31 protein-coding genes and 2 pseudogenes are annotated in these 20,502 nt (G+C 23.8%); 22 read left to right on the top strand and 11 right to left on the bottom strand.

Going from position 1 to position 20,502, the window contains the following annotated elements; all coding sequences use genetic code 11:
- Positions 1 to 5: 5 nt before the first annotated feature.
- The 6 genes from cas2 to ABM4_RS05355 all read right to left on the bottom strand — a co-directional run bounded on the left by cas2 (position 6) and on the right by ABM4_RS05355 (position 3,565).
- Positions 6 to 281 (bottom strand): CRISPR-associated endonuclease Cas2, encoded by a 276-nt coding sequence (gene cas2, locus ABM4_RS05380; RefSeq protein ID WP_016358666.1) that lies wholly within the window; start codon positions 279 to 281, stop codon positions 6 to 8.
- Positions 282 to 804: 523 nt separating this feature from the next.
- Positions 805 to 1,521, bottom strand: coding sequence for an XkdF-like putative serine protease domain-containing protein (locus ABM4_RS05375; RefSeq protein WP_016358665.1), 717 nt, complete (start codon positions 1,519 to 1,521; stop codon positions 805 to 807).
- 338 nt (positions 1,522 to 1,859) lie between these two features.
- Entirely contained in the window at positions 1,860 to 2,123 is a 264-nt protein-coding gene (locus tag ABM4_RS05370) for a hypothetical protein (protein ID WP_016358664.1), read from the bottom strand.
- A gap of 101 nt (positions 2,124 to 2,224) precedes the next feature.
- A complete protein-coding gene (locus ABM4_RS05365) occupies positions 2,225 to 2,485 on the bottom strand; it encodes a hypothetical protein (protein ID WP_016358663.1) in 261 nt (86 codons plus the stop codon).
- Between the two features lie 6 nt (positions 2,486 to 2,491).
- Positions 2,492 to 2,878: a hypothetical protein gene (locus ABM4_RS05360; protein WP_016358662.1), complete on the bottom strand. Its 387-nt coding sequence runs from the start codon at positions 2,876 to 2,878 to the stop codon at positions 2,492 to 2,494.
- A 12-nt stretch (positions 2,879 to 2,890) separates the two neighbouring features.
- On the bottom strand, positions 2,891 to 3,565 hold the full coding sequence (locus ABM4_RS05355) for a hypothetical protein (RefSeq protein ID WP_016358661.1): 675 nt from the start codon (positions 3,563 to 3,565) through the stop codon (positions 2,891 to 2,893).
- Between the two features lie 358 nt (positions 3,566 to 3,923).
- Between ABM4_RS05355 and ABM4_RS05350 the strand changes: the two genes are divergently transcribed.
- Positions 3,924 to 4,136 carry a hypothetical protein gene (locus tag ABM4_RS05350; RefSeq protein WP_016358660.1) on the top strand — a complete coding sequence of 71 codons (213 nt, stop codon included), beginning with the start codon at positions 3,924 to 3,926 and terminating at the stop codon, positions 4,134 to 4,136.
- 243 nt (positions 4,137 to 4,379) lie between these two features.
- Here ABM4_RS05350 and ABM4_RS05345 read toward each other — a convergent pair whose 3' ends face one another.
- Positions 4,380 to 4,673, bottom strand: coding sequence for a hypothetical protein (locus tag ABM4_RS05345; RefSeq protein WP_016358659.1), 294 nt, complete (start codon positions 4,671 to 4,673; stop codon positions 4,380 to 4,382).
- Between the two features lie 279 nt (positions 4,674 to 4,952).
- Positions 4,953 to 5,165: pseudogene (locus tag ABM4_RS05340) on the bottom strand (ribose 1,5-bisphosphate isomerase); the annotation flags it as partial.
- 748 nt (positions 5,166 to 5,913) lie between these two features.
- Between ABM4_RS05340 and ABM4_RS05335 the strand changes: the two are divergent.
- From ABM4_RS05335 to ABM4_RS09125, 8 genes and pseudogenes are all read left to right on the top strand, one after another.
- Positions 5,914 to 6,540, top strand: coding sequence for a TetR/AcrR family transcriptional regulator (locus ABM4_RS05335; RefSeq protein ID WP_016358658.1), 627 nt, complete (start codon positions 5,914 to 5,916; stop codon positions 6,538 to 6,540).
- Positions 6,541 to 7,566: a DUF116 domain-containing protein gene (locus ABM4_RS09130; protein ID WP_016358657.1), complete on the top strand. Its 1,026-nt coding sequence runs from the start codon at positions 6,541 to 6,543 to the stop codon at positions 7,564 to 7,566.
- Between the two features lie 797 nt (positions 7,567 to 8,363).
- Positions 8,364 to 8,612 carry a hypothetical protein gene (locus ABM4_RS05325; protein WP_016358656.1) on the top strand — a complete coding sequence of 83 codons (249 nt, stop codon included), beginning with the start codon at positions 8,364 to 8,366 and terminating at the stop codon, positions 8,610 to 8,612.
- Between the two features lie 359 nt (positions 8,613 to 8,971).
- Entirely contained in the window at positions 8,972 to 9,457 is a 486-nt protein-coding gene (locus ABM4_RS05320; RefSeq protein WP_048200868.1) for a hypothetical protein, read from the top strand.
- Between the two features lie 120 nt (positions 9,458 to 9,577).
- On the top strand, positions 9,578 to 9,844 hold the full coding sequence (locus tag ABM4_RS05315) for a hypothetical protein (protein WP_016358654.1): 267 nt from the start codon (positions 9,578 to 9,580) through the stop codon (positions 9,842 to 9,844).
- Positions 9,845 to 10,001: 157 nt separating this feature from the next.
- The gene (locus tag ABM4_RS05310) at positions 10,002 to 10,334 is read left to right on the top strand and encodes a hypothetical protein (protein ID WP_016358653.1); all 333 of its coding nucleotides are present in this window, start codon (positions 10,002 to 10,004) and stop codon (positions 10,332 to 10,334) included.
- 296 nt (positions 10,335 to 10,630) lie between these two features.
- On the top strand, positions 10,631 to 10,915 hold the full coding sequence (locus ABM4_RS05305; RefSeq protein ID WP_016358652.1) for a hypothetical protein: 285 nt from the start codon (positions 10,631 to 10,633) through the stop codon (positions 10,913 to 10,915).
- A 169-nt stretch (positions 10,916 to 11,084) separates the two neighbouring features.
- Positions 11,085 to 11,270, top strand: a pseudogene (locus tag ABM4_RS09125) (metallopeptidase TldD-related protein); the annotation flags it as partial.
- 89 nt (positions 11,271 to 11,359) lie between these two features.
- On the opposite strand, the gene ABM4_RS05300 reads toward ABM4_RS09125, so the two are convergent.
- From ABM4_RS05300 to ABM4_RS05295, 3 genes are all read right to left on the bottom strand, one after another.
- On the bottom strand, positions 11,360 to 12,256 hold the full coding sequence (locus ABM4_RS05300; RefSeq protein ID WP_016358651.1) for a radical SAM mobile pair protein B: 897 nt from the start codon (positions 12,254 to 12,256) through the stop codon (positions 11,360 to 11,362).
- Between the two features lie 126 nt (positions 12,257 to 12,382).
- Entirely contained in the window at positions 12,383 to 12,544 is a 162-nt protein-coding gene (locus tag ABM4_RS08995; protein ID WP_016358650.1) for a hypothetical protein, read from the bottom strand.
- Complete coding sequence (locus ABM4_RS05295; protein ID WP_016358649.1) at positions 12,544 to 12,795, bottom strand: hypothetical protein; 252 nt, start codon at positions 12,793 to 12,795, stop codon at positions 12,544 to 12,546. Before ABM4_RS05295 ends, ABM4_RS08995 begins: the two co-directional genes overlap by 1 nt.
- A 211-nt stretch (positions 12,796 to 13,006) precedes the next feature.
- Between ABM4_RS05295 and ABM4_RS08990 the strand changes: the two genes are divergently transcribed.
- The 13 genes from ABM4_RS08990 (at position 13,007) to ABM4_RS05240 (ending at position 20,329) form a co-directional block, all read left to right on the top strand.
- Positions 13,007 to 13,174 carry a hypothetical protein gene (locus ABM4_RS08990; RefSeq protein ID WP_016358648.1) on the top strand — a complete coding sequence of 56 codons (168 nt, stop codon included), beginning with the start codon at positions 13,007 to 13,009 and terminating at the stop codon, positions 13,172 to 13,174.
- Positions 13,175 to 13,333: 159 nt separating this feature from the next.
- Complete coding sequence (locus ABM4_RS05290) at positions 13,334 to 13,804, top strand: hypothetical protein (protein ID WP_048200865.1); 471 nt, start codon at positions 13,334 to 13,336, stop codon at positions 13,802 to 13,804.
- A gap of 440 nt (positions 13,805 to 14,244) precedes the next feature.
- Entirely contained in the window at positions 14,245 to 15,246 is a 1,002-nt protein-coding gene (locus ABM4_RS05285; RefSeq protein WP_016358646.1) for a hypothetical protein, read from the top strand.
- Positions 15,247 to 15,309: 63 nt separating this feature from the next.
- Positions 15,310 to 16,269, top strand: a complete 960-nt coding sequence (locus tag ABM4_RS05280; protein WP_016358645.1) for a phage major capsid protein — start codon at positions 15,310 to 15,312, stop codon at positions 16,267 to 16,269.
- 23 nt (positions 16,270 to 16,292) lie between these two features.
- The gene (locus ABM4_RS05275) at positions 16,293 to 16,538 is read left to right on the top strand and encodes a carboxypeptidase-like regulatory domain-containing protein (RefSeq protein WP_016358644.1); all 246 of its coding nucleotides are present in this window, start codon (positions 16,293 to 16,295) and stop codon (positions 16,536 to 16,538) included.
- 27 nt (positions 16,539 to 16,565) lie between these two features.
- The gene (locus tag ABM4_RS05270) at positions 16,566 to 17,132 is read left to right on the top strand and encodes a hypothetical protein (RefSeq protein ID WP_016358643.1); all 567 of its coding nucleotides are present in this window, start codon (positions 16,566 to 16,568) and stop codon (positions 17,130 to 17,132) included.
- On the top strand, positions 17,129 to 17,479 hold the full coding sequence (locus tag ABM4_RS05265; RefSeq protein ID WP_016358642.1) for a hypothetical protein: 351 nt from the start codon (positions 17,129 to 17,131) through the stop codon (positions 17,477 to 17,479). The genes ABM4_RS05270 and ABM4_RS05265 overlap by 4 nt, the downstream gene beginning before the upstream one ends.
- A 97-nt stretch (positions 17,480 to 17,576) precedes the next feature.
- On the top strand, positions 17,577 to 17,936 hold the full coding sequence (locus tag ABM4_RS05260; protein ID WP_156815331.1) for a hypothetical protein: 360 nt from the start codon (positions 17,577 to 17,579) through the stop codon (positions 17,934 to 17,936).
- The gene (locus ABM4_RS05255; RefSeq protein WP_016358640.1) at positions 17,933 to 18,607 is read left to right on the top strand and encodes a hypothetical protein; all 675 of its coding nucleotides are present in this window, start codon (positions 17,933 to 17,935) and stop codon (positions 18,605 to 18,607) included. Before ABM4_RS05260 ends, ABM4_RS05255 begins: the two co-directional genes overlap by 4 nt.
- A gap of 26 nt (positions 18,608 to 18,633) precedes the next feature.
- Entirely contained in the window at positions 18,634 to 18,903 is a 270-nt protein-coding gene (locus tag ABM4_RS05250) for a hypothetical protein (RefSeq protein ID WP_016358639.1), read from the top strand.
- A gap of 4 nt (positions 18,904 to 18,907) precedes the next feature.
- Entirely contained in the window at positions 18,908 to 19,276 is a 369-nt protein-coding gene (locus tag ABM4_RS05245; RefSeq protein ID WP_016358638.1) for a hypothetical protein, read from the top strand.
- A 479-nt stretch (positions 19,277 to 19,755) separates the two neighbouring features.
- Positions 19,756 to 19,923, top strand: coding sequence for a hypothetical protein (locus ABM4_RS08985; protein ID WP_156815330.1), 168 nt, complete (start codon positions 19,756 to 19,758; stop codon positions 19,921 to 19,923).
- A gap of 52 nt (positions 19,924 to 19,975) precedes the next feature.
- Positions 19,976 to 20,329 (top strand): hypothetical protein, encoded by a 354-nt coding sequence (locus ABM4_RS05240; RefSeq protein ID WP_016358637.1) that lies wholly within the window; start codon positions 19,976 to 19,978, stop codon positions 20,327 to 20,329.
- Positions 20,330 to 20,502 lie beyond the last annotated feature (173 nt).

Here is a 20,502-nt window from a genome sequence, read left to right as displayed (position 1 = left end):
TCCTTTTAATATATTTTATATAATTCTTCTTCAAAATTTATAAACCTACCAAATGAATCTAATTTACTATAACAATTCATACATATAGGAAAAACAAGTATACAATCTTCTAATTTTATATATTCCATAATTTTTGTTTTCATCTCAAAAAGATCATCTTTATTTAAATCCCCAAAATATAATGAACTATGAATCTTCTTAAAACCATAATGTTTAATTATTTTCAATAAATTTATTTTATTAGTTTTAAATTTAATATCAAAAGAAACACAATATTTCATAATATCCTCCTTAAATTAAATTTTTAAAAACATATATTAATAGAGTATATACAAAAAGTAAATAAATAAATTTATCTAAATCAATTAAACCAATAAATATTTGAAATAAAAGTATACAGAAATAGAACATAGAATATTTAATAAAATTAAGAGATATTAAGATAATAATATTTTTATATAAATGTGTAAAACTATCTAGATTATTATAAAAATATAGATATTATAAAAATATAAATATAAAATAAAGTAGAATATAAATTAAAATTAATACAGATTTCTATAAAAGTTTTTATATAAATATTTAAAAAAAAGTTAAAATAATAAAAAATAGAAGATAAATTTATTAAAAAATTAAAAATATTTTAATTTAAAATTTATAATTAAAATCGTGGAAACATAATATCTATAACACCGTTATAAATAGTTTCCACATAATTCCAAAAAAATAAGTAATAATATGAACTAAAATACATTAAACAAAGAAAATAAGTTACTATTCGTAAATCATATATTTAATGAAAAATTAAAAAACTTTACTAACTGCTTTCATAGCAACAAGAAAATCCTCTTTAAATTCATCAAACTCTTCTTTAGTAACATATTCTACAGATTTCTCAGCAACCTCCACATTTCCAGTTGCATTATTTTCAAGACCAATGAAACTTCTTAATTGGTCTTTAAAAGTTTTATCATCCATATCTTTCACCTTATCACATTTACAAAATTTAGCTTTACGAAGGCAAGGCTTATTAACAAGACTTATAGTGAAACCCACAGGATCCTCATCAATAAAACTGTGTATAATATCACCTTGACTACGTTTCATACTAATTTTATCTGCACTCTTTCTCTTCAAAACAGTAGGACTATAACCAGTGAAATCACCATTCAAAGCCTGCCTAATAGTGGTAGGGTCTGTGATTTTCGTTGTAGCCATCCAAGTACCAGCAGGCACGGTGGTTTCCTCCCCATCAAAATATTTAATCTTCAATGGTTCATCAGTAATCCAAGATTTAACAGGAACACCAACCCTTTCTCCAGTCTGGAAAAACTCATGTTCCTTATCCACAATCTGATAATTCTTATAAGCTACAGCTATTTCACGGATTTCCTCAGGTGTAAAAGGTTTTTCACCACGGTTAAAATCACAGTCTGCTTCTCCAGGAATCATTACCGGTGCAGTAAAAAATAGTTCATCAGTCCCATCACCTTTAAGTGATATGTTTTCTAGTGATTCCATAATTATGATCACCAAAAATCAATTTTTTAAAATATAAAAAAAAGGTATACAAAAAAATATTTAATATCCCAATATTTTTTTAAGTGTGAAATTAGGAAAAAAAGTAAAAAAAATAGAAAAAAATATATATTTTTTTTAGGTTAATCCCTTTATTTTTTAGGAACGAGATAATATGCAAAAAATAAAAATTTTTTTAATAATTAAATAAGAGGTTTTTAAAAATCATATGAACATGTGTGTCTTTTTTTCCTACTTCAACATATAAAAGTGGAAAATTAGAAAACAATAAAGAGAAAAAAATAGCTATTAAACACAAAAAAATAGTAAAAAAAATTTGGTTAATCTTTTAAAAAACGTTTATTATTTAGAGGAATTTCTCCCTTTAAAACTTCTTCTGGTATTCCTCTTTCATAAGGATTATCATCAATTACCTCTTCAATAAGATTACCATCCTTATCAAACAACCTACACCTACGTTGAGTTGAGTAAACATAATCCCTATTTCCAAAATCATCAAGATCTTTAATACCATAATCAATTTTTATTATAAAATCAGAAAATCTAATTTCCTCTTTCTCCATATAATCAATATCATTTGACATGAAAAAAACGACTCCTTCATTTTAATGGCTTTATTCTCCCCATATTTTTAACTAAAAAAAATAATAATTTTTGTAATTAATAAATAATTACAATTATATGATTAATAGATAATGTCAGGATTTTCTGAAAAAACATCATATGGAACATCAAATTGATAAGGATTATCATCAATTACTTCTTCAATAAGATTACCTTCCCTATCAAACAACCTACACCTACGATTAGGTGTAGAACATGATTCCCAAAATCCAAAATCATCAACAAAATTTTTATCCCCAAAATCTATTTTTACAATAAAATCAGAGAATACAATTTCATCTTCCCTAACATTACCTACAAAACTAATATCTTCCATAACCATAATTATTTATTCCCCATCAATTAGTTTAACAAGATCTTTATGTTCCGGATATTTTTTAACCAAATCCAAAGCCATACGAACATCATCCTCATAGATCTTTTCAATATCATAAGAATCATACATTTTTCCAAAAAGATTAACCCATTGATATAAACCTAATGTTCCATTTCCATCAACATCTAAATCTCTCATAAAACGTCCACCTATTTTTTTTGAGATTACTGGTGTGAAAGCTATGCAAACATCACCCAAATTCAATAATTCATCTTCATGTTTATGAAGATAACCTCTATCTATTTTATATTTTTTATGTAGTTGTTCATCATATTCTGGTGCTAAAACTCCATCAAGAGTATATTCAAAATCATAGCCAGGTATTAATTCACTTTCCATATAAATAACTTCCTATTTCACTACTTTTAAGTAAATTTCACGTTTATACGATTTAATTTCTAAAATCTCTACTTTAGTATCTGGACCTAAAATTGTCTCCATTTGTTTTATATATTTATTATTTTTTTCAGGATTTATAGCTTTTGGTGAAATGTATACTCCTTTGGTTCCTGCTGGAGCATAAATGTATAAATCCCACCAATCTTTAACATTATCTTTATAATAATTCATTCCCTCTTTTGAAATAGATGTACTTCTATAAGAAGGCAAAGTAACTACATCTCCAGGTCTTGGATTGTTACCCATATATAATTTTTCTTGAGATCTATGTAAAACCATATTCTTTTTAAGTTTACCTTCTTTCATTAATTCATGGAATTGTTCCCATTCAATTAAAATATTTTCATATTCTTCTTTCTGTTTTCTATGTGATGAATCCCTAAAGTCACTTTCATTTTTTATCCATTCTTTTAATTTTTTCTTATCCCATTTTAATGTTTTATCATAAAATTGAATATCTTTATATCCTTCTTTATATACCCATTTGTTTATTATTTCATCATATTTTCCAGTTGTAGAAACGTTTTTAGTGAAATAATTATCAATGCTTTCATTTCCAGGTAACATTCCATCAGGACTTGTTCCTTTAAATTGTTTATAATTTTTTAGATTGTCTGTGTCTCCCACATATTTTGTGTCTTCTTTTTGAATGTTATTTTTTGCTTGCTCTAGTTCTGGGAGGTTGAATTTATCTTTAAATTTTGAATATAATTCTTTGTATCTTTTTTCTTCATCTAAAGATAATGCTTCTTTAGATTTTTTTATATGTAATTCATTGAATTCTATTTGTTCATTATATTCTTTTAGTTTACGTTTTTCTTTAAATTTAAGTTTTGATTTGTTCTTTAATATTCGTAAATCATATATTTAATGAAAAATTAAAAAACGCCAATAAAGGAGAAATAGGTCAAACTAATAAAATGTGGAATGAGTATATTAATGATCCAATTTTAAACGAATATATGGAGTTTAGGAGGATAAGAAAATGATACCAGAACATATTAAAAAAAATATATTAACCACTGATCCAGGTTCTTTTAATGATAAACCAATTTTTGATTTAACTAGGAGATATAATAATGGGGAACTTACTGATGAAGAATTTCTTGAAGATATTGAGGAAATCAGCAGATTAATGGATCAAGCATCAGAAATATTTAAGAAGAAGAAAAAATTAAATGACAATGACCAAGATTAATCATTAACTTTTTTTTACCTATTTTTTTTGTGTTTTCTAATTTTCCACTTTTATAATACTCTTTTTATTTAAATTAACTTACTATTTTCTTATAGATAAAAATATTATTTTATATATCTATTTGTCCACCTTATATTATTGAATTCGTAAATCATATATTTAATGAAAAATTAAAAAACTCAATCGAATCTTCCATATAATATATTAAATATTGTATACTGCCCTAAACATGCTTTAAAATAATTACCATAAAGCATTAACTAAAAATGAAATAACCAGATAAAGAATAATTAATAAAAAACCAAGAAATACAGAAGCTATAATAACACTTATAACATTACCTATTGCAGTACCTATCTCTTGAGCAGAAGTTATTTTATCATCTTTCTTAGGTACATCATAACTCGGTTTTTCCTCTTCTATTTTTGCTCTTCTTTCTGCCTCATCACGATCATAATCATCAGTAACAATATCATAAATCATTACATCTTCAGCATCAAACCTTCCATCACCATTAAAATCAGGTCCACGTATCATTTTTATTCACCTACCCAAATAAAAAAATGTTTTACTTATATAATGATAGGTAAAAGAGATATAAAATATTATTTATTTTTTATAAAAATTGTTTTTTTATTGGTTTTGTATTTTAAAAGTAGGGTTTGGGGATTTATTTTTTTATAAACATATTCATTAAATTAGAATAAATTTATTCTGAAAAGTTCAATAAAACCAATATTTAGACTAAAAATAGATTTAATAATATAGGAAGATAATAAATATATTATATAAAAATATAATATATTTTTTAAGAGATTATCTGTTTTCCAAGTCTTTTATTACCTTTTTAGCAACATCTTCACCAGACAATAACATTCCACCAAATATTGGCCCCATACGTTGGGAACCATGAACAGCATTAGCAGCCATACCAGTTACATATAATCCAGGATATACTTCAGTTACATTATCAAGGATTTTACCTTCAGCACGGTCTGCCCACATAGATTTTTCACCCATAATTTTACCTGTTTTTGTATTCGTAAATCATATATTTAATGAAAAATTAAAAAACACTATAATAAATTCTTAAAAATACCTTATTTTGTATAAAATCAAGTATTTTATTTAGTTTAGTTTTATTAAAATTTTTTTCTAAAAAAAAGATTAAAATTTATATTTATTTAAAAAATTAATAAACAATATTTAATTTATAAAGTATTTTTTTACTATGTAATATATTTTTTACATGGTATAAATATGTATTGATATTATGAATATTTTGATTTAATAAGGATAAAAGAAAGTTTATAAATTGATAAATTACATTTAAAGAATTTTAATTAAAAAATAGATTTCTTGAAATTGTACTTTTTTAATAATATAAATGGTATTTTATATTTAATTAAAATTTTACTTAGTTTATATATTTTACTTGTTTTATTTTTTTATTATTAATTCTTAATTTTCTTAGTTTATCTTGCTTTTTTGGTTTATTATTTAATATTTTTTTATTATTTATTTTTTTTGATTATTTAAAGATTATTTATATTTAATTAAATGCTTATTTAAGTTTATTAATAAATAGCTTTGTTGAAATCCTCAAAAACTTTTGAATAAATTTTCTTAAAATTGATTTTAAAGCATTAATTATTGTTTAAATTTTTATAAAAAATAGTTTTCAACAAACTCTAATAAATTAAAAAATTTATTAAAATAATTAATTTTATATATTATTAAAAAAATAATATACCTAACGAATGGTAGGTTGTTTTTTATGAATACTAAAGAAAAAATTTTTGAAGTTGCTTTAAATCAATTTTCAAAAAAAGGTTATGATTCAGTATCCCTTAGAGAAATTGCAGAAGAAGTAGGAATTAAAAAAAGTTCAATATATAGTCATTATCCATCAAAAGAAGCAATATTAATGGATATATTTGAATACTTCACAAATCTCTTTAAAGAAGATGAATTACTTAATAGTAAAGAGTTTTTATTAAGTAAGGATAATAAAATATTACTTGAAAATCCAGAGATATTTTATCATAAAGGATCTGAAGCTTTTAAAGAATTATTATCTAGTAAAAGAAATTTAAAAATTTGGAAATTAATATTTATACAAATGAATTATAATGAAACTATAAGGTTATTCTTCCAAAATGAAATTCTTGTTAAACCATTAGTTTTTTGGAATGAATTTTTCACTATTTTAAAAGAAAAAGGTATTATACGTAAAGATTCTAATCCAAAATTTTTAGCTAAAGAATATTATAGTTTTCCGATTTATTTATTATTAGAAATCTGTGCAAAATATGATGATATTCCTCAAAGTTCAATAGATAATCTGTTTAAAGAATCAGAAGAACATGCTAAATTTATATTGAACTCTGTTAAGGTGAAGTAAATGGATGAAATAATTTTTCCTTATAAATTAAATGAAGATTATTATATTAAAATAAAAATTTTTTGTGATGAATTCTTAGAATTCTCTAGAAAATTTAATTTTAGAGATGATGAGGAAATATTGGAAGCATTGTGTATTGGAGTTTACTGGTATATTTATGGTACAACTGCAATGGATTTAAATAATAATATTCATAAAGCATTAAGCAATTTATCAGAATATCGTAGGGCATTTCCTGAAGATAAACTTTTTATTGATGAATTAAGAGGTAAACTTTTAACAAAATTTTTATTTAAACCTTTTAAGAAGAATTATAATAATTTAAATAAAGAAAATTTAAATCTACTTATAAATTTTTTAGAAGCAACAGGAGACTATGTAGATCAAATACCTCATTTTAAAAACTTTAGTCATGACTTAGATGATTGTCTTAAAATAACTAAATGGTTTTATGAAAATAGTGGAAAATACCTTGGTGAGTATACTAATAACTTAGAGAAATATCTTAATAATAATAGAGATACTCATTTAATGAAGGAAGATATTATATTTTATCATGGTCATGAACTTGAATATCATTTAAATATGTTAGGTGCAGAAATAATGAATAGAATATTTAAGGATGATTATGATAAAAGAAAAAGAAAAGCATTAATATTGCCATCATGTATGAATTCTAATAATAGTAAATGTAAAGCAAAAAACAGTAGATTAGGTCGTATTTGTTCATTTTGTAATTCTCATTGTAATGTATATAAAATATGTAAAAATAATCCAAACCATGAAGTTTATATAATATCTCATGAATCAACAGCATTTAAGGGTGTAAAAAAAGAGGATATGGGAGAATTAAGTATTATTGGTATTACTTGTGTATTAAATCTTATTTCTGGAGGATGGAAATCTAGTAATTTATCAATTCCTCCACAATGTGTATTGTTAGATAATGTAGCTTGTAAAAATCATTGGTTAAAAGAGGATATTTATGCTAAAATAAATAATGAAGAATTAAAATTAAAACTTTAATAGTTTATATTGTTGATTTTTTTCTTAAAGACATGATTATTATTGTTTTTTCTTTTTTGACTATAATTTAATTGTTAAATAAGATATTATACTTAATACTATTATTTTAGCAATTATTCTTGGAATTATAATATTTATTTTTTTAACCTCTTTTAGACAATTTTATATATTAGGAAAAATAGAATAAATTATAATTATAAAGGGAATTTATCTCTTTAATACTTATAATTATTGCAATTATATCTAGCACTATTTTAATAATTGCAATTATTATTTCTATTTTTTCCAATTTTTATTGTTAGTTTTTTTCTTAAAGATATGAAACTATCTTTTTTATTATTTGATATATATTTGAACTTATTATTAAGATTATTATTTGTATATCTCTTTTTTTTATTCTATCTTAAATTTTATTTTTATTAAGGAGTTTTTTATGTTATAGGAATATAAAGATAATATTATAATTTGGAAATTTAATTCCCAATTAACTTGTTATTATGTTAATTATGATGTTTATTATGGCTATTAACATCATATTTTTTTATATTCATCATAACTTATTTTGTTTTAATTTTTTCTTAAAATAGTGGAAAAATTTTATTTTAATAGTTGGAAAAAATATAAAATGAATTTAAATAATATAAACTTGAAGATATTATACACAAAAAATAAGTTCATATGAAAAATTTAAATATTTTTAAACAATAATAAGTATAAAAATAGAAATTTTGATATTGTTGAAGGAATAAGGTATAGGAGATGAAAAAGATGAAAGAAAAAAAAGTATCCTATGACTTATGAAGAATATGAAAAAAAAAGTTATTGAACTATTTTTAATAACTGGATTTCATGATATTAAACGGAAATTAGAATTTTTAAATGATGACTTATTAAAAAATGATTCTGATTTTATTAGAAATTTATATGGTGAGGATTGTGCTAATTATGATGATCCTGAAGATTTGGGAATAGTTGATTCAGAATATCTTTTTTCTGATAGAGGATTATTAATCCAACCAGTTCGATTATTGGAAATGCTTTGTTAAAGGAGGTATTTTTAAATTAACTATTTTTTTATATTGTATTTTTGTAATTGATTGCTAATTACAATTTATTTTTATTATTAATATTCTAAATTAATTAAAAACTTGTGTAACGGCTTTAATAAAACTGTGAAATTAAATAATAACATTATAGATTTTTTGTACAAAAATAGAGAAAAAACAGAAAGTAGAATTTTAATAATGAAGAAAAGTTTATCTGTGATAATCTTATTATTGTTAAATATACTGAAAAAAGCCTTTTTTAGGTTAAAATTTTCTTAGTAAATATGAACATAAAATTTTTAAAAGGAAATCACTGTTTTTTAAATAAAAGAAGATTAAGTTTTATAATATGGGATATTATGCTTAGAAAAATATTTAGTAAAAATCTTGATTCAAAAAATATTAATCAGATATTATTGGAAAATAGAAAATGGGAGTATATGTTTAATCCAGATAAAAGTATTTTTGGGGATTATTCTGAAAGTTATTTTAGACATATTGAAACAGGTGAAATTTTAAATATTAATGCTCTTCAAGCAATAAAATTAATTGAAGATAAACGAAGACACTCAATAAAAAAGATATTTAATAAAAATGTTAATAAAGGAATTAAAAAAGAGGAAATTGAATTAGTTAAAAAATTTTTTATAGAAATGGGAATTGAATATGAAATACCTTCAAAAGAAAATATAATTAAGGGGAAAGAAATATCTGATGAAGATATTAAATTATTTTTAGAGGAATTTGATAAAGGTTATTTAGATTATGCTATCCAAGAATTATGTTTGTCTAATATTGAATTCGTAGATAGTAATTTTAAAAATTATATTTCAATTTATTTATAAATTTGAATTAATATTTATAAAGTAAAAGATAATGATTTTATTTGGAATATATACTCTTTTTTGAAAGAAAAAAGGAGATTGGGGGTTATAAAGAATTTTATTTTTTGTATGGTGATTTGAATGGTGGATAATGTATTTTTTAAAAATCAAGAGCAAATAGAAAAATATATTTCTGAGGAATTAATTAAAAAATATCCTATTATAGATGATTATTTTGTTGTTCCTTTACCTGATTATTTAATAAAGAATGTGGAAATCATTTTTAAATTAAATAAAGAAATTAGTGTTGAACAAAAAGAAGATTTAGTTGATGATTTATACGAGTTATCTCATTATTATTTTAGCAGGGATTGGGATATTGACTTTGTAATTGTAAGTGAATATTAAAACTTTTTGTACTATATTTATTATAATGCTCTTTTTGAATGAAAAAGATTAAAATTATAAAAAAAGTTGAAGAAGGTTAACCTTTTCTTTCAATATACACATTTGTAAATCATATATTTAACAAAAAATTAAAAATTAAAATGATAGAAGTGAAAGTATGAATTATAAAGATTTATCTTATGATGAACTTAAAAAGTTATCTTGGGAAAAATTATATGAAATTCCTCAAGAATGGTTAATGGAGAATGCATTTGATATTTTTGTTGAAAAATTTTGTAAAATAGATGATTCCTCTATATGTTTTGATGACCGTATTACAGAATTAACATTTGATGTTTATCCCTTAAAAAATGGTAAAAAAATAAATATTTATTTAATAAAAGATGGTGATAAATTTTTTGATGCTCCTAAATCTTCAGCTACTCACTATCTTGAACAAATATTTGATAAAAATAATCATGTTATTAAAGAAAATTTAAAAAGTATTTGATTCTGTTTTTTAATTTTTCATTAAATATATGATTTACGAATACAACTATACTGCAGCGATTATTGCAGGACTCAGGCAAGAAAAGAACAAAAAGCAGCATATCAACGAAAAAGGAGGAAATTAATAAATCAGGGGGTTTTGATTGTCCGGGATACTGAGAAGGCACCGTTGGGTTCAAGTTTTCTCAGTAAACATGCACATAAGGATTTTACAAGAGAGCGCAATGCTCTTTTGAAGGAAAAAAGAAGATTGGGTTTATAAATAAAGATTTTTATTTTTTTTATATGGTGATTTGAATGGTTGATAATGTGTTTTTTAAAAATCAAGAGCAAATAGAAAAATATATTTCTGAGGAAATATTAGGTAATTATTTGGATTATTATTCAATTATAGATGGATATTCTATTTTTAAATTACCTGAATATTTAGATAGTAATGTTGAAATAATTTTTAAATTAAACACAGTAATTACATTTAAACAAAAAAAGGATTTAGTTGATGATTTGTATTATCCGTTATGTCATTATTATTATGATAATGGGTGGGATTTTGATTTTGTAATTATTGTAAGTGAATATTAAATTTTTTGTAATATATTTATCATTATTCTCTTTTTGAAGGAAAAAAGAAGATTGGGTTTATAAAAAAAGTTGGAGAAAAGATTAAAAATCTTTTCTTTCAATATTTGCATTTTCTGAAATAATAAAATTTCCATCTGGGTTTTTTAATTTTTCATTAAATATATGATTTACGAATCCATTACGTGATGTATCTTTAAGTGGTAATATACTTGAAACACTTAAACATATTGATGGACTTGGATCTGACTTTAAAACTAGTGTTGGATTCTGTGGTAAAGATGGTCAAATTGCACCAGTTGGTGATGGAGGTCCACATACTAGAATACAAGATGCAATTGTTGGTGGAAGTCAATAATTCCACCTTAATTTTAAATTTTAATAAACTTCTTTTAAAAAAATAACTAATTTTATAAAAAAATAATTATAAAATTTAAGTTTCTATTTTTAATTTGAATTATTTTTTCGTGAGGATTTTTTAATTTTTTCATGATAGAAATAATTTACCACTATTGGATTATCATTAAATGGTCTTTTTATAGAATCATCATTAATTAAATACAGTAAATTTTCTTTTCTACAGTACTGTTTCATTTGATTATCTAATTTTACCCAATATGATTTATCTTTTTTATTATATATTTGCTGATATAATTCTTCATATTGTGGATAATTCTGTTTAATATAATTTAATATGACTTTTTTATAGTCTCCTCTTAAATTAAGGTTTTCTAACCATATAAGATTACAATATTTTCTGGTTTTTTCTATTATACTAGGTATATCAGTGATTTCTGGAAATATAGGTGAAATAAAACATGTTGTTCTTACTCCTTCTTTATGGAATTTTTTCATTGCTTTTATTCTTCTAGATATACTTACTGCCTTATCCATGTCCTGCTGAAAAGTATCATCTAAAGTATTTATTGACCATGATACTCTTGAATTTGGAAATGATTTGATTAAATCAAGATCTCTTAGTACAAGGTCGGATTTTGTTGCAATACTTATTTCAACATTTACTCCTTCTAGTTGTTCTAGTAATGATTTTGTTCTTTCATATTTTTCTTCTGCCTTTTGGTAGGGATCTGTTACTGATCCTATGAATATTGATTTTCCATCATATTTATTTGGGTTTCGTATTTTTGGCCAATATTTAATATCTAAAAATTCTCCCCATTTCTCGTCATGTTTTGTGAATCTTTTCATAAATGTTGCATAACAGTACTTACATGCATGCAAACATCCTATATAAGGATTTATTGAATAGTCACCTACTGGTAAATTAGATTTAGTAAAAATACTTTTTACTTCTTTTTTATTTATTTGTATTTCATTAGACATTTTAATCAAATTTTTATTTTTTTGATATGTTTTTTAATTTTTCATTAAATATATGATTTACGAATTTTTAAAATAAAATGAATTAAAAACAAGGATAATATGGTTTAATAATTAAATATTTCTATTTTAATTATAATCTTTTAATCCATGCTCTTTTTTCCATTTTTTAAATTCCTCAGAAGACATATTCAAAATTTTATCTTGTTCTTCCTCAGATAAAGAAAAAATAATTTCGCCTAATTTATAAAAATTACCTTTTCCAAATGTTTTAAACAATTCTTCAGACATTATAAGTCCACCTCTTTAAATTTAATAATTTCATTCAATAAAGAATTAGTTCTAATTTTATACCATAATCTTTCATTAAAATCATAAGGATAAGATAAACCATATTTATGAGCAACAATAAAGTTATCAGCACATAATTCGTCAAATTCATCATAAACTTTTTTTGCATAATCTTTGTCTGTTATATTTGTATCTGCAATATATAATTTTTTAGTAGTAAAATCTATACATGATTTAAATTCGTAAATCATATATTTAATGAAAAATTAAAAAACATATAACCGATGAATATTATGCAGAATCTATTGCTGATAAATTTAATGATTTATATTCTGATAATTTTTTAATATCTCAGAGGTATGGTTTGTCTTATCCTTATGAGTTTAATGATAGGTTATGGTATAAAATCAAAAATGATTCTTTGTTAAATGAGAATATTAAATTTAAAGAGGTGGACTTATAATGTCTGATGAATGTCCTTTTGAATTTAGTTCTGAAAATGTAAATAAATTAAGAGAAGCTCTTTCGGCTTGTTCCATGGAAGAATTAGAAAGAATTGGAAAAATGTCTTCTAAGGAATTTAAAGAATGGAAAAAAGAACATGGAGTAAAAATTTACTCAGATGATTAGAAAACTTTAAAGATTAATAATCAGAAAAAAATAGTATTAATTATAACTTGTATTAAGTGAGTAATTAATACTATTTTTTTCAAGTTTAAAATATACTGTAATATATTTTAAACGGGATTATTTTCTTTTTTTAAAGAATTATATAAAAGAGTGGTAAGTTTGCGTAATCTGGATGATGGGTTATTGTTGGAGTTGATGTTGCATGTGTATGATGAGGATGTTGATCGTAACCGGTTGGTTGATGAGAAAAATAGTCGGATGATTTTGTTAACTGGTGCAATGTTAACTTTGGAGGTTACTTTACTTTCTAGTCTTTGGGTTAATTGTATTTTGTTTAATGATGGTATTTCTTTTTTAGGTAAATTCTCTTCTTGTGGTTTATTGTTTGTTTCGTTATTGTTTTTATTTGTTTCTTTAATTTGTTTTATTTTTGCTTATGCTTTTTCTATGAATTTTGAGTCTGTTCCTGATTCTTCTTTTCTTGTTGATTCTCTTTTTTGTGAAGATTTTAATATGCATGATTTTCAAGGAGGACTACTTGCTACATTTGAAGATGTGATTAAAGGTAATGATAAGATTATTAATGATAAAATTTGGGCTTTGTTGAAATCCTCAAAATCTTTTGAATAAATTTTCTTAAAATTGATTTTCAAGCATTAATTATTGTTTAAATTTTTATAAAAAATAGGAATTCAACAAACCCAAAATTTGTAAAAGTAGGTGTGGTTTTAGATTATTAATTATTTCTATAATATTTACATTGATTTTTTTTTAATTATTTTAATAATACTTTTTTAATATGATTTTCTATTTTTCCACCTTTATATTTTGAAGAGTAAAAAAAAATAAGATTCAATTTTTTTTAGATTAAAAATACCTGTTTTTCTATATGGAATATTATTCACACTCTAAATCTAAAATTCATTATTCTCATTTTTTTATTCTTCCATTATTTTTTTATTCTTTTTATATAATATTATTTTTTAAATCTTTTTAATTAAAAGAATTCTCTTTAAGAAGAAACTTATATATTAAATTAAACTTTTTTTAATAAAAGATAAAGGTGAATTATGTCAAATGGATTCATTGTGTATAGTCCACTAACAAGAAAATCTGTAGAGGACTTTACAGCTAATACTGAAGAAAATGAAAGGATTCTACTTGAGGGAATAGCCTCAACTACAAATAAAGATTTGTATGGTGAAATTATTTCTCCAGATGCAATGAAAAAAATGGTTGAACAAGCACCTACACTAAATATTCATGGTGATCATAGATATGGTCTTGATCATGTAATAGGTGCAGTTAAAGATGTTTCTGAAAGTGAAGGAAAACTCCATATAAAATTTCTTGTAACCAAAAAATATTCACCACTTATTAAGGACATGTTAGATACTGGTATTCATCTTGGACTTAGTATTGGTGGATTTGTAAAAGATTATGATACCACCACAAAGACAATAAAAAACATTAATTTAAAAGAGATTAGTCTAACAGCATTACCTGCGAATTGGGATACTTTCGGAACTGTTAGAAGTAAAAATCTCGTAAAATCAAATTGTTTTACCGGGGCATGTCATAATATAATAAAAAATTTAAAGGCGAATAATATGTCTAAAGAAGAAGAAACCAATAATAATATTGATGTTAATGAAAATGAAACTGAAAATAATGAAAATACAAAATTCATTACACAAGAAGATGCTGAAAAATATTTCAATGAGTTAATGGCTGAAAAAGAACAATCAATCGCTGAAACTGTTCTTAGTAACGTTGAATCAAAAATTAATAGTATGGTTAATACTGCTATAGCTGAAGCATTAGAACAAGGAAACAAAACTGAATCAGATACCGAATCTGATGATGAAATTGTAAAAAGTTTACTTACTGAATTCAATAAGAACATGGATTCTAAACTTCAGGAATTTAATAATAGATTTTTTAAAAATCTTCAAGATAATAGAAATCCAAAAAACCATGTAGATAAAGCTTTACAAAATGAATCAGTAGAAAAAAATGAAAATGAATATTCTACAAAAAGTATAGCTGAAAAAATAGTTAGTATGAATTAGAATATACTATTTTTATATAAAAAATAAATTTTTTTTAAAAAATATTAGGAGTAATTGATATTTATGTCTGAATTAACTATCCATGATATTGCAACTAAACTTGAATCACAGTCAAATGAATTAAAAGAATTAAGAAAAGCGATGACTGTTACTACTAATGCACCAACTTCAATGCAAATTGAATATACTAAAGAGATTAAAAGTAAAATCTTTGATCAAGCACCATATCTTCGATTTTTAGAGTCAAAAGGTTGTGTTCAAAGTGCAAGTACTTCTCAAGTTGGTTTTTATAAAGAAAATAATGGGTCTGTAGCACAATTTATCGCTGAGGATGATGATATTCCTGAAGCTACCTCAACTACTTATACAGAAGAAACTGCTAAAATGGCTACTCTTATTCAACCTATTGATATTTCTATGATGGCTGAAATGGGGAATACTGTAATTGATCTTATTCAAAGAGAGATTGATAAAGGATTTATTAATGTAAAAAATATGGCAGATAGTGCATTGTTACAAGGTGATGGTACAAATAATACTTTTAAAGGTTTTACTAGTCAAGTTACTGATAATAAAATAGATCTTAAAGGTGAAGGAATCAGTGAAGATGTAATTGATGACATGCTTACAAAAATTATCGATGGAAATGGAGGTAATGTGGATTGCATTGTCACTACCGCAAATGTAGGGAAACAATTGAAAAAACTCGCTGCACCATATAGACGTTATAACGATAAAATTGACATTGGTCTTGGTCATAGAGTTAATACATATGAGTCAATGAATGGTTCAGAAATCCCTATCCTCATTGATGCAAATCTTAAATCTGATTCAACTGGAAATGATAGTATGCTCTTTGTTGATTCTTCCACTATCGAAGTTCGTGAACTCATGGCTCCTAGTGTTATAGAAAATATCCCAACAAATAAACTTGGAAAACGTTTTGCTGTTGCAAACTTCATTACTTCTCAAAATATTGCTCAGTTTAGAAATGGATTTATTAGTGGTATTGGAAAAAAGTAGATGACACCAGTAAAACTTATACTGTGCATTATACTATTAATGATGGTACAAATCCAATTACTGGTGCAAGTGTAACATTAAAAAATAAGGTTACTGGAGAGGTATATGCTAGTGGAAAATCTGGATCTACTGGTGGTTGCAATATAAATAATGTTCCTATGGGATCATATGTTGCAACCGTAAAATGTACTGGTTATACTACTGTTACAGATGATTTAGATGTTGAAGGGAATGTTGCAGATAAAATTGTATCTTTAACTGCAACATAATAAATAATTATAGAAGGGTTATTTAAGATGAATAATTTTGATTTTAATATCATTGAATTAAAAAATTATCTTAAAATGAATAATATAACTTTGGATTTAACTGATGAAGAATTAATTAATTTGTGTGAAGTTAAATTAAATCAACTTGAAGGTTTAATTGGAATAAATATTAATCCAAAAGTAAATACTATTTACATTAATAATTTTTCATCCGATGTTATTCTTCTTGATTATTACCCTGTACTTTCAATTCAAAAATTAATTATTAATGATAAAAACTTAAATTTAGATGATTATATGCTTATACCAAAGGAAGGTATAATATATTTTAATCATATTTTTAATGGAAAAATTGAATTAGAATATCTTGTTGGGTTTACTCAACAAGAATTTAACAGTACAATCAAATCATTACTATATGATATTATATTATATACATTTCAAAAAGCAGATAATCAAGCAAATGAAATATCATCAATAACTGAAGGTAACGTGTCTATTTCATATAATTCAAATACATCACTTTACACACAAATCAATAATAAAATTAATTCTTTAAAAAATAGGTATCATTGTAGGTGTGTGATGTTATGAGTTTATTCTTCCCAAATGCTAAAATCCGTGTTTATAGATATACTGAAACTGGAGATTATGATGATGATGGGGAACCTGAATTTGTAAATAAATTCATTGCAGAATATATAGCAGATATTCAGAAAAAAAGATTTGATAATGAAAACTCCGAACATGGTAATGAACAAAAAAATCAATATATAGCAAATCTTGAACCATCAGCAAACGTTCAAGAAGAAGATATTATTCTCTATAATGGACAATATTTTAAAGTTTATGGACGTCCAGCATTATGGAATCATTTCTTAAATCATATGGAATTAACCTTATTTGAATTACGTGTACCTCCAATAAAATTAGAAGATTAAAAACATTACTCATTTTTTTTAAATTTAAAAAATTTTTTTTTACTTGGGGATATGGATTAATATGTTAGGTTTTAAAATTGATATATCTGGATCGGGAATGGAAAAATTATCACAAAAAACATATTCGGCAATCCTTTCTGATGTTCTCGATCATATTACTGATGAGGCAGTACATGAAATGATGAAACCAGGTGAAGGTGTAGCTGGGGGGAAAAATCCAAGTGGAGGAGCTCCTGTAGATACTGGAAATTTAAGGGGAAGTATTGTTTCTGATAAAGGTAATCCTCATGTAAAATATATTAAAACTCCTAATGTTGAATATGTGCAATATGTAATTAATGGTACTTCTAAAATGGCACCCAATAATTTCCCATTACGTGCAATTGAAGCTCTTGAACAAAATCAAACAACTACTAAAGCTTTAGATTTAGCATTACAAAAAAGGGGCTTAAAATGAATATACAACAAATAATACTCAAAATTCTTCAAGATAATGTTAAAACTCATCTTGGGGAAAATGTTCCTGTTGTAATAAGACAATTTCCTTTAGACACGATCCCTTGTATAACAATTGATTCTGAAGGGGGAAGACCTTCAGATTTACCTTATGTATTACAAGAGAAATTACCCTTGGATGAAAATCATCCACAATATGATTCAGATCATCCTAACAAGTTATTTACTCAAGATGTATACTATCAGAAAACCTCTGATACAATTGTTATAAATTGTTGGTACAATGACAAAAGAGACCGTGATGTTATTTCTGATAGAGTAGAGGAGTTATTGTTTCTTGCAAGAACACAGAATTATATGTTCTGTATAAATTATGATAATAAAACTCATTTATGTTCTACAAGTCACAAAGAATGTTCTGCAAGAACTAGTAAAAATAGTCTTGCCGTGAAAGGATTTTGTCCTAATCCTGATGAATATCATCCATCTAATCTTCTTTTTAATAATTTTATTTTTCCTACTACATTCCGAATTCAAGCTATTTTTAATCAAGATGAGTATAACCGTAATCCTATCTTGTATCGTAGAATTATCAAACTCAATGTAGATTATTATAAAAAGCATCTTATCGGCGGTCGCAGATGGAATCCAGATAATTATTTAGTTTTATAAAAAAAATTAATTTTTAGGTTTAAATCATGACAGAAAATAAAGATAATCAAAATGAAGAAATTAAAAAGGACGTGAAGAATAATTCTAAAAATAAAAAATCTAAATTAACCTTAATTAGTCTTGTAGATGAGAATAACTCACTACATATGGGTATGCTTGCATATAATAAATTAACTTCTCAATTTGAGGAAGAAAAAAAATTATTAAACTCTTTTCAAGAAGATAAAATTATGCCAAGTATTACCTTATCAGAATTTAGAAAAAAATTAATCCAATATAAAAATAAGGAGATATAAAAATATGGTAACTTATGAAGCATTGAAAAATAGACCACGAATTGTTGTTAATGACAATACTAATTATCTTTCACTTGATGGTGTTGGTGCAGAAATACCTGTTTTCATAGTAGGCAGTAATCATGAAGTAGAAAATATTAGTATTGAAAGTTACACTAATAGTCAATCAGTTATTAAATCATTAGGTTCTGATTCATCTGATGTTAAAATTATCACTGACTTCTTTGAGGAGGCTAAAGTTAATTCTACTGGACAGTTAGGTGTTGAAAAAATATATGTTGTTGATATTGGTGTTAAACAGTTGGAGTCTGATATTCATGCTGTAGGTTCTGATGATTATATTATATTCCGTTTCGGTACCGGTTGTAATTAACTACTAATTACAATAATTATTTTTGTATAAAAAATAGTGTAATAGTAAGATGTAATCATAAACATTTAAATTAAAGTTTCAATTATATTCTGGAAATTATGAAGGAAAAATGTTTTAGCAGTAAATCACATGTTCTCTTTTTTTACCCACAGATTAATAAGGGAAATATGATTTAGTGCTATTTTTTTTAAAAATTATTATTACTTTTTTATTTTTTTTAATAATATATACTACTTTTAAAGAAGAAAATAAAAATATTTATATAGTATGTAGTACAATATAATATTGTAAAAACAAATAGGAGGTGGAAAAAATTAAAGAAAAAGATGAAAAAATCTTAACTATTATTATCCTACTATTACAAATAGTTAAGATATTACTAATAAAATATTAAGGGAGAAATCCCTTAATAACTTTTATAGTAATATATTCTTTTTCTTAATATATAAAAATTTCCAAAAAATAATGGGGTGAGAAAAATGAATTATATTATAAATATAATAGAATTAATTTTATTAATACTCTTAATATATTTAATATATAAAAATTTCAAAGAAAATAAAAAATTAAACAAAAACCAATATTTTTACATAATATTTGTTGTAATAATAATATTCGGCATAATAATAGAATATTTGATATTATAAAAGAGATATAACAATATATTTCTTTTATTTTTTTAAAAAGGGGAAATAGGATATGGGAAAATATACTTCAATTAAAATAAATTCAAATCTTGCAGATGAACTAAAAATATTAAAAGAAGAAAACAATCTTGCATCATTAAATGAGGTAATAGAAAAACTAATACCAAATGCAGTAAACGAGGAATACCAATTCAACCGCGAACCACCAGCATTCACACTAAAAGGATCTAAAGAGAATTTACCCATAAGTTACAGTATGCTTAAAAAATCCGATAATGGCAAAACATGGAGCACTGACTTAATGGAAGCAACAATATTATTTAATGATAACTATGGTTGTTTAATCCGCTTCATGATACCAAACACAGACGAAGTAGATTGCATTTATTACCACTACTTAAAATAAAAAAAATATTATTATCCTCTTTTTCTCATTTTTTTTCAAAATTAATAACGCTTTCTATAAAAATGAATATTAATAATAAACCCTTATTTTTTTATTAAATTCAATTGAAGATTTCATTAAAAAATTATAAAAATCAGTTTTAATAATACATGTTATTATATAAGAAAAAAAGG

This window comes from Methanobrevibacter sp. AbM4 (assembly GCF_000404165.1).
Classification (GTDB): Archaea; Methanobacteriota; Methanobacteria; order Methanobacteriales; family Methanobacteriaceae; genus Methanarmilla; species Methanarmilla boviskoreani.
This window is presented reverse-complemented; position numbering and strand designations above follow the sequence as displayed.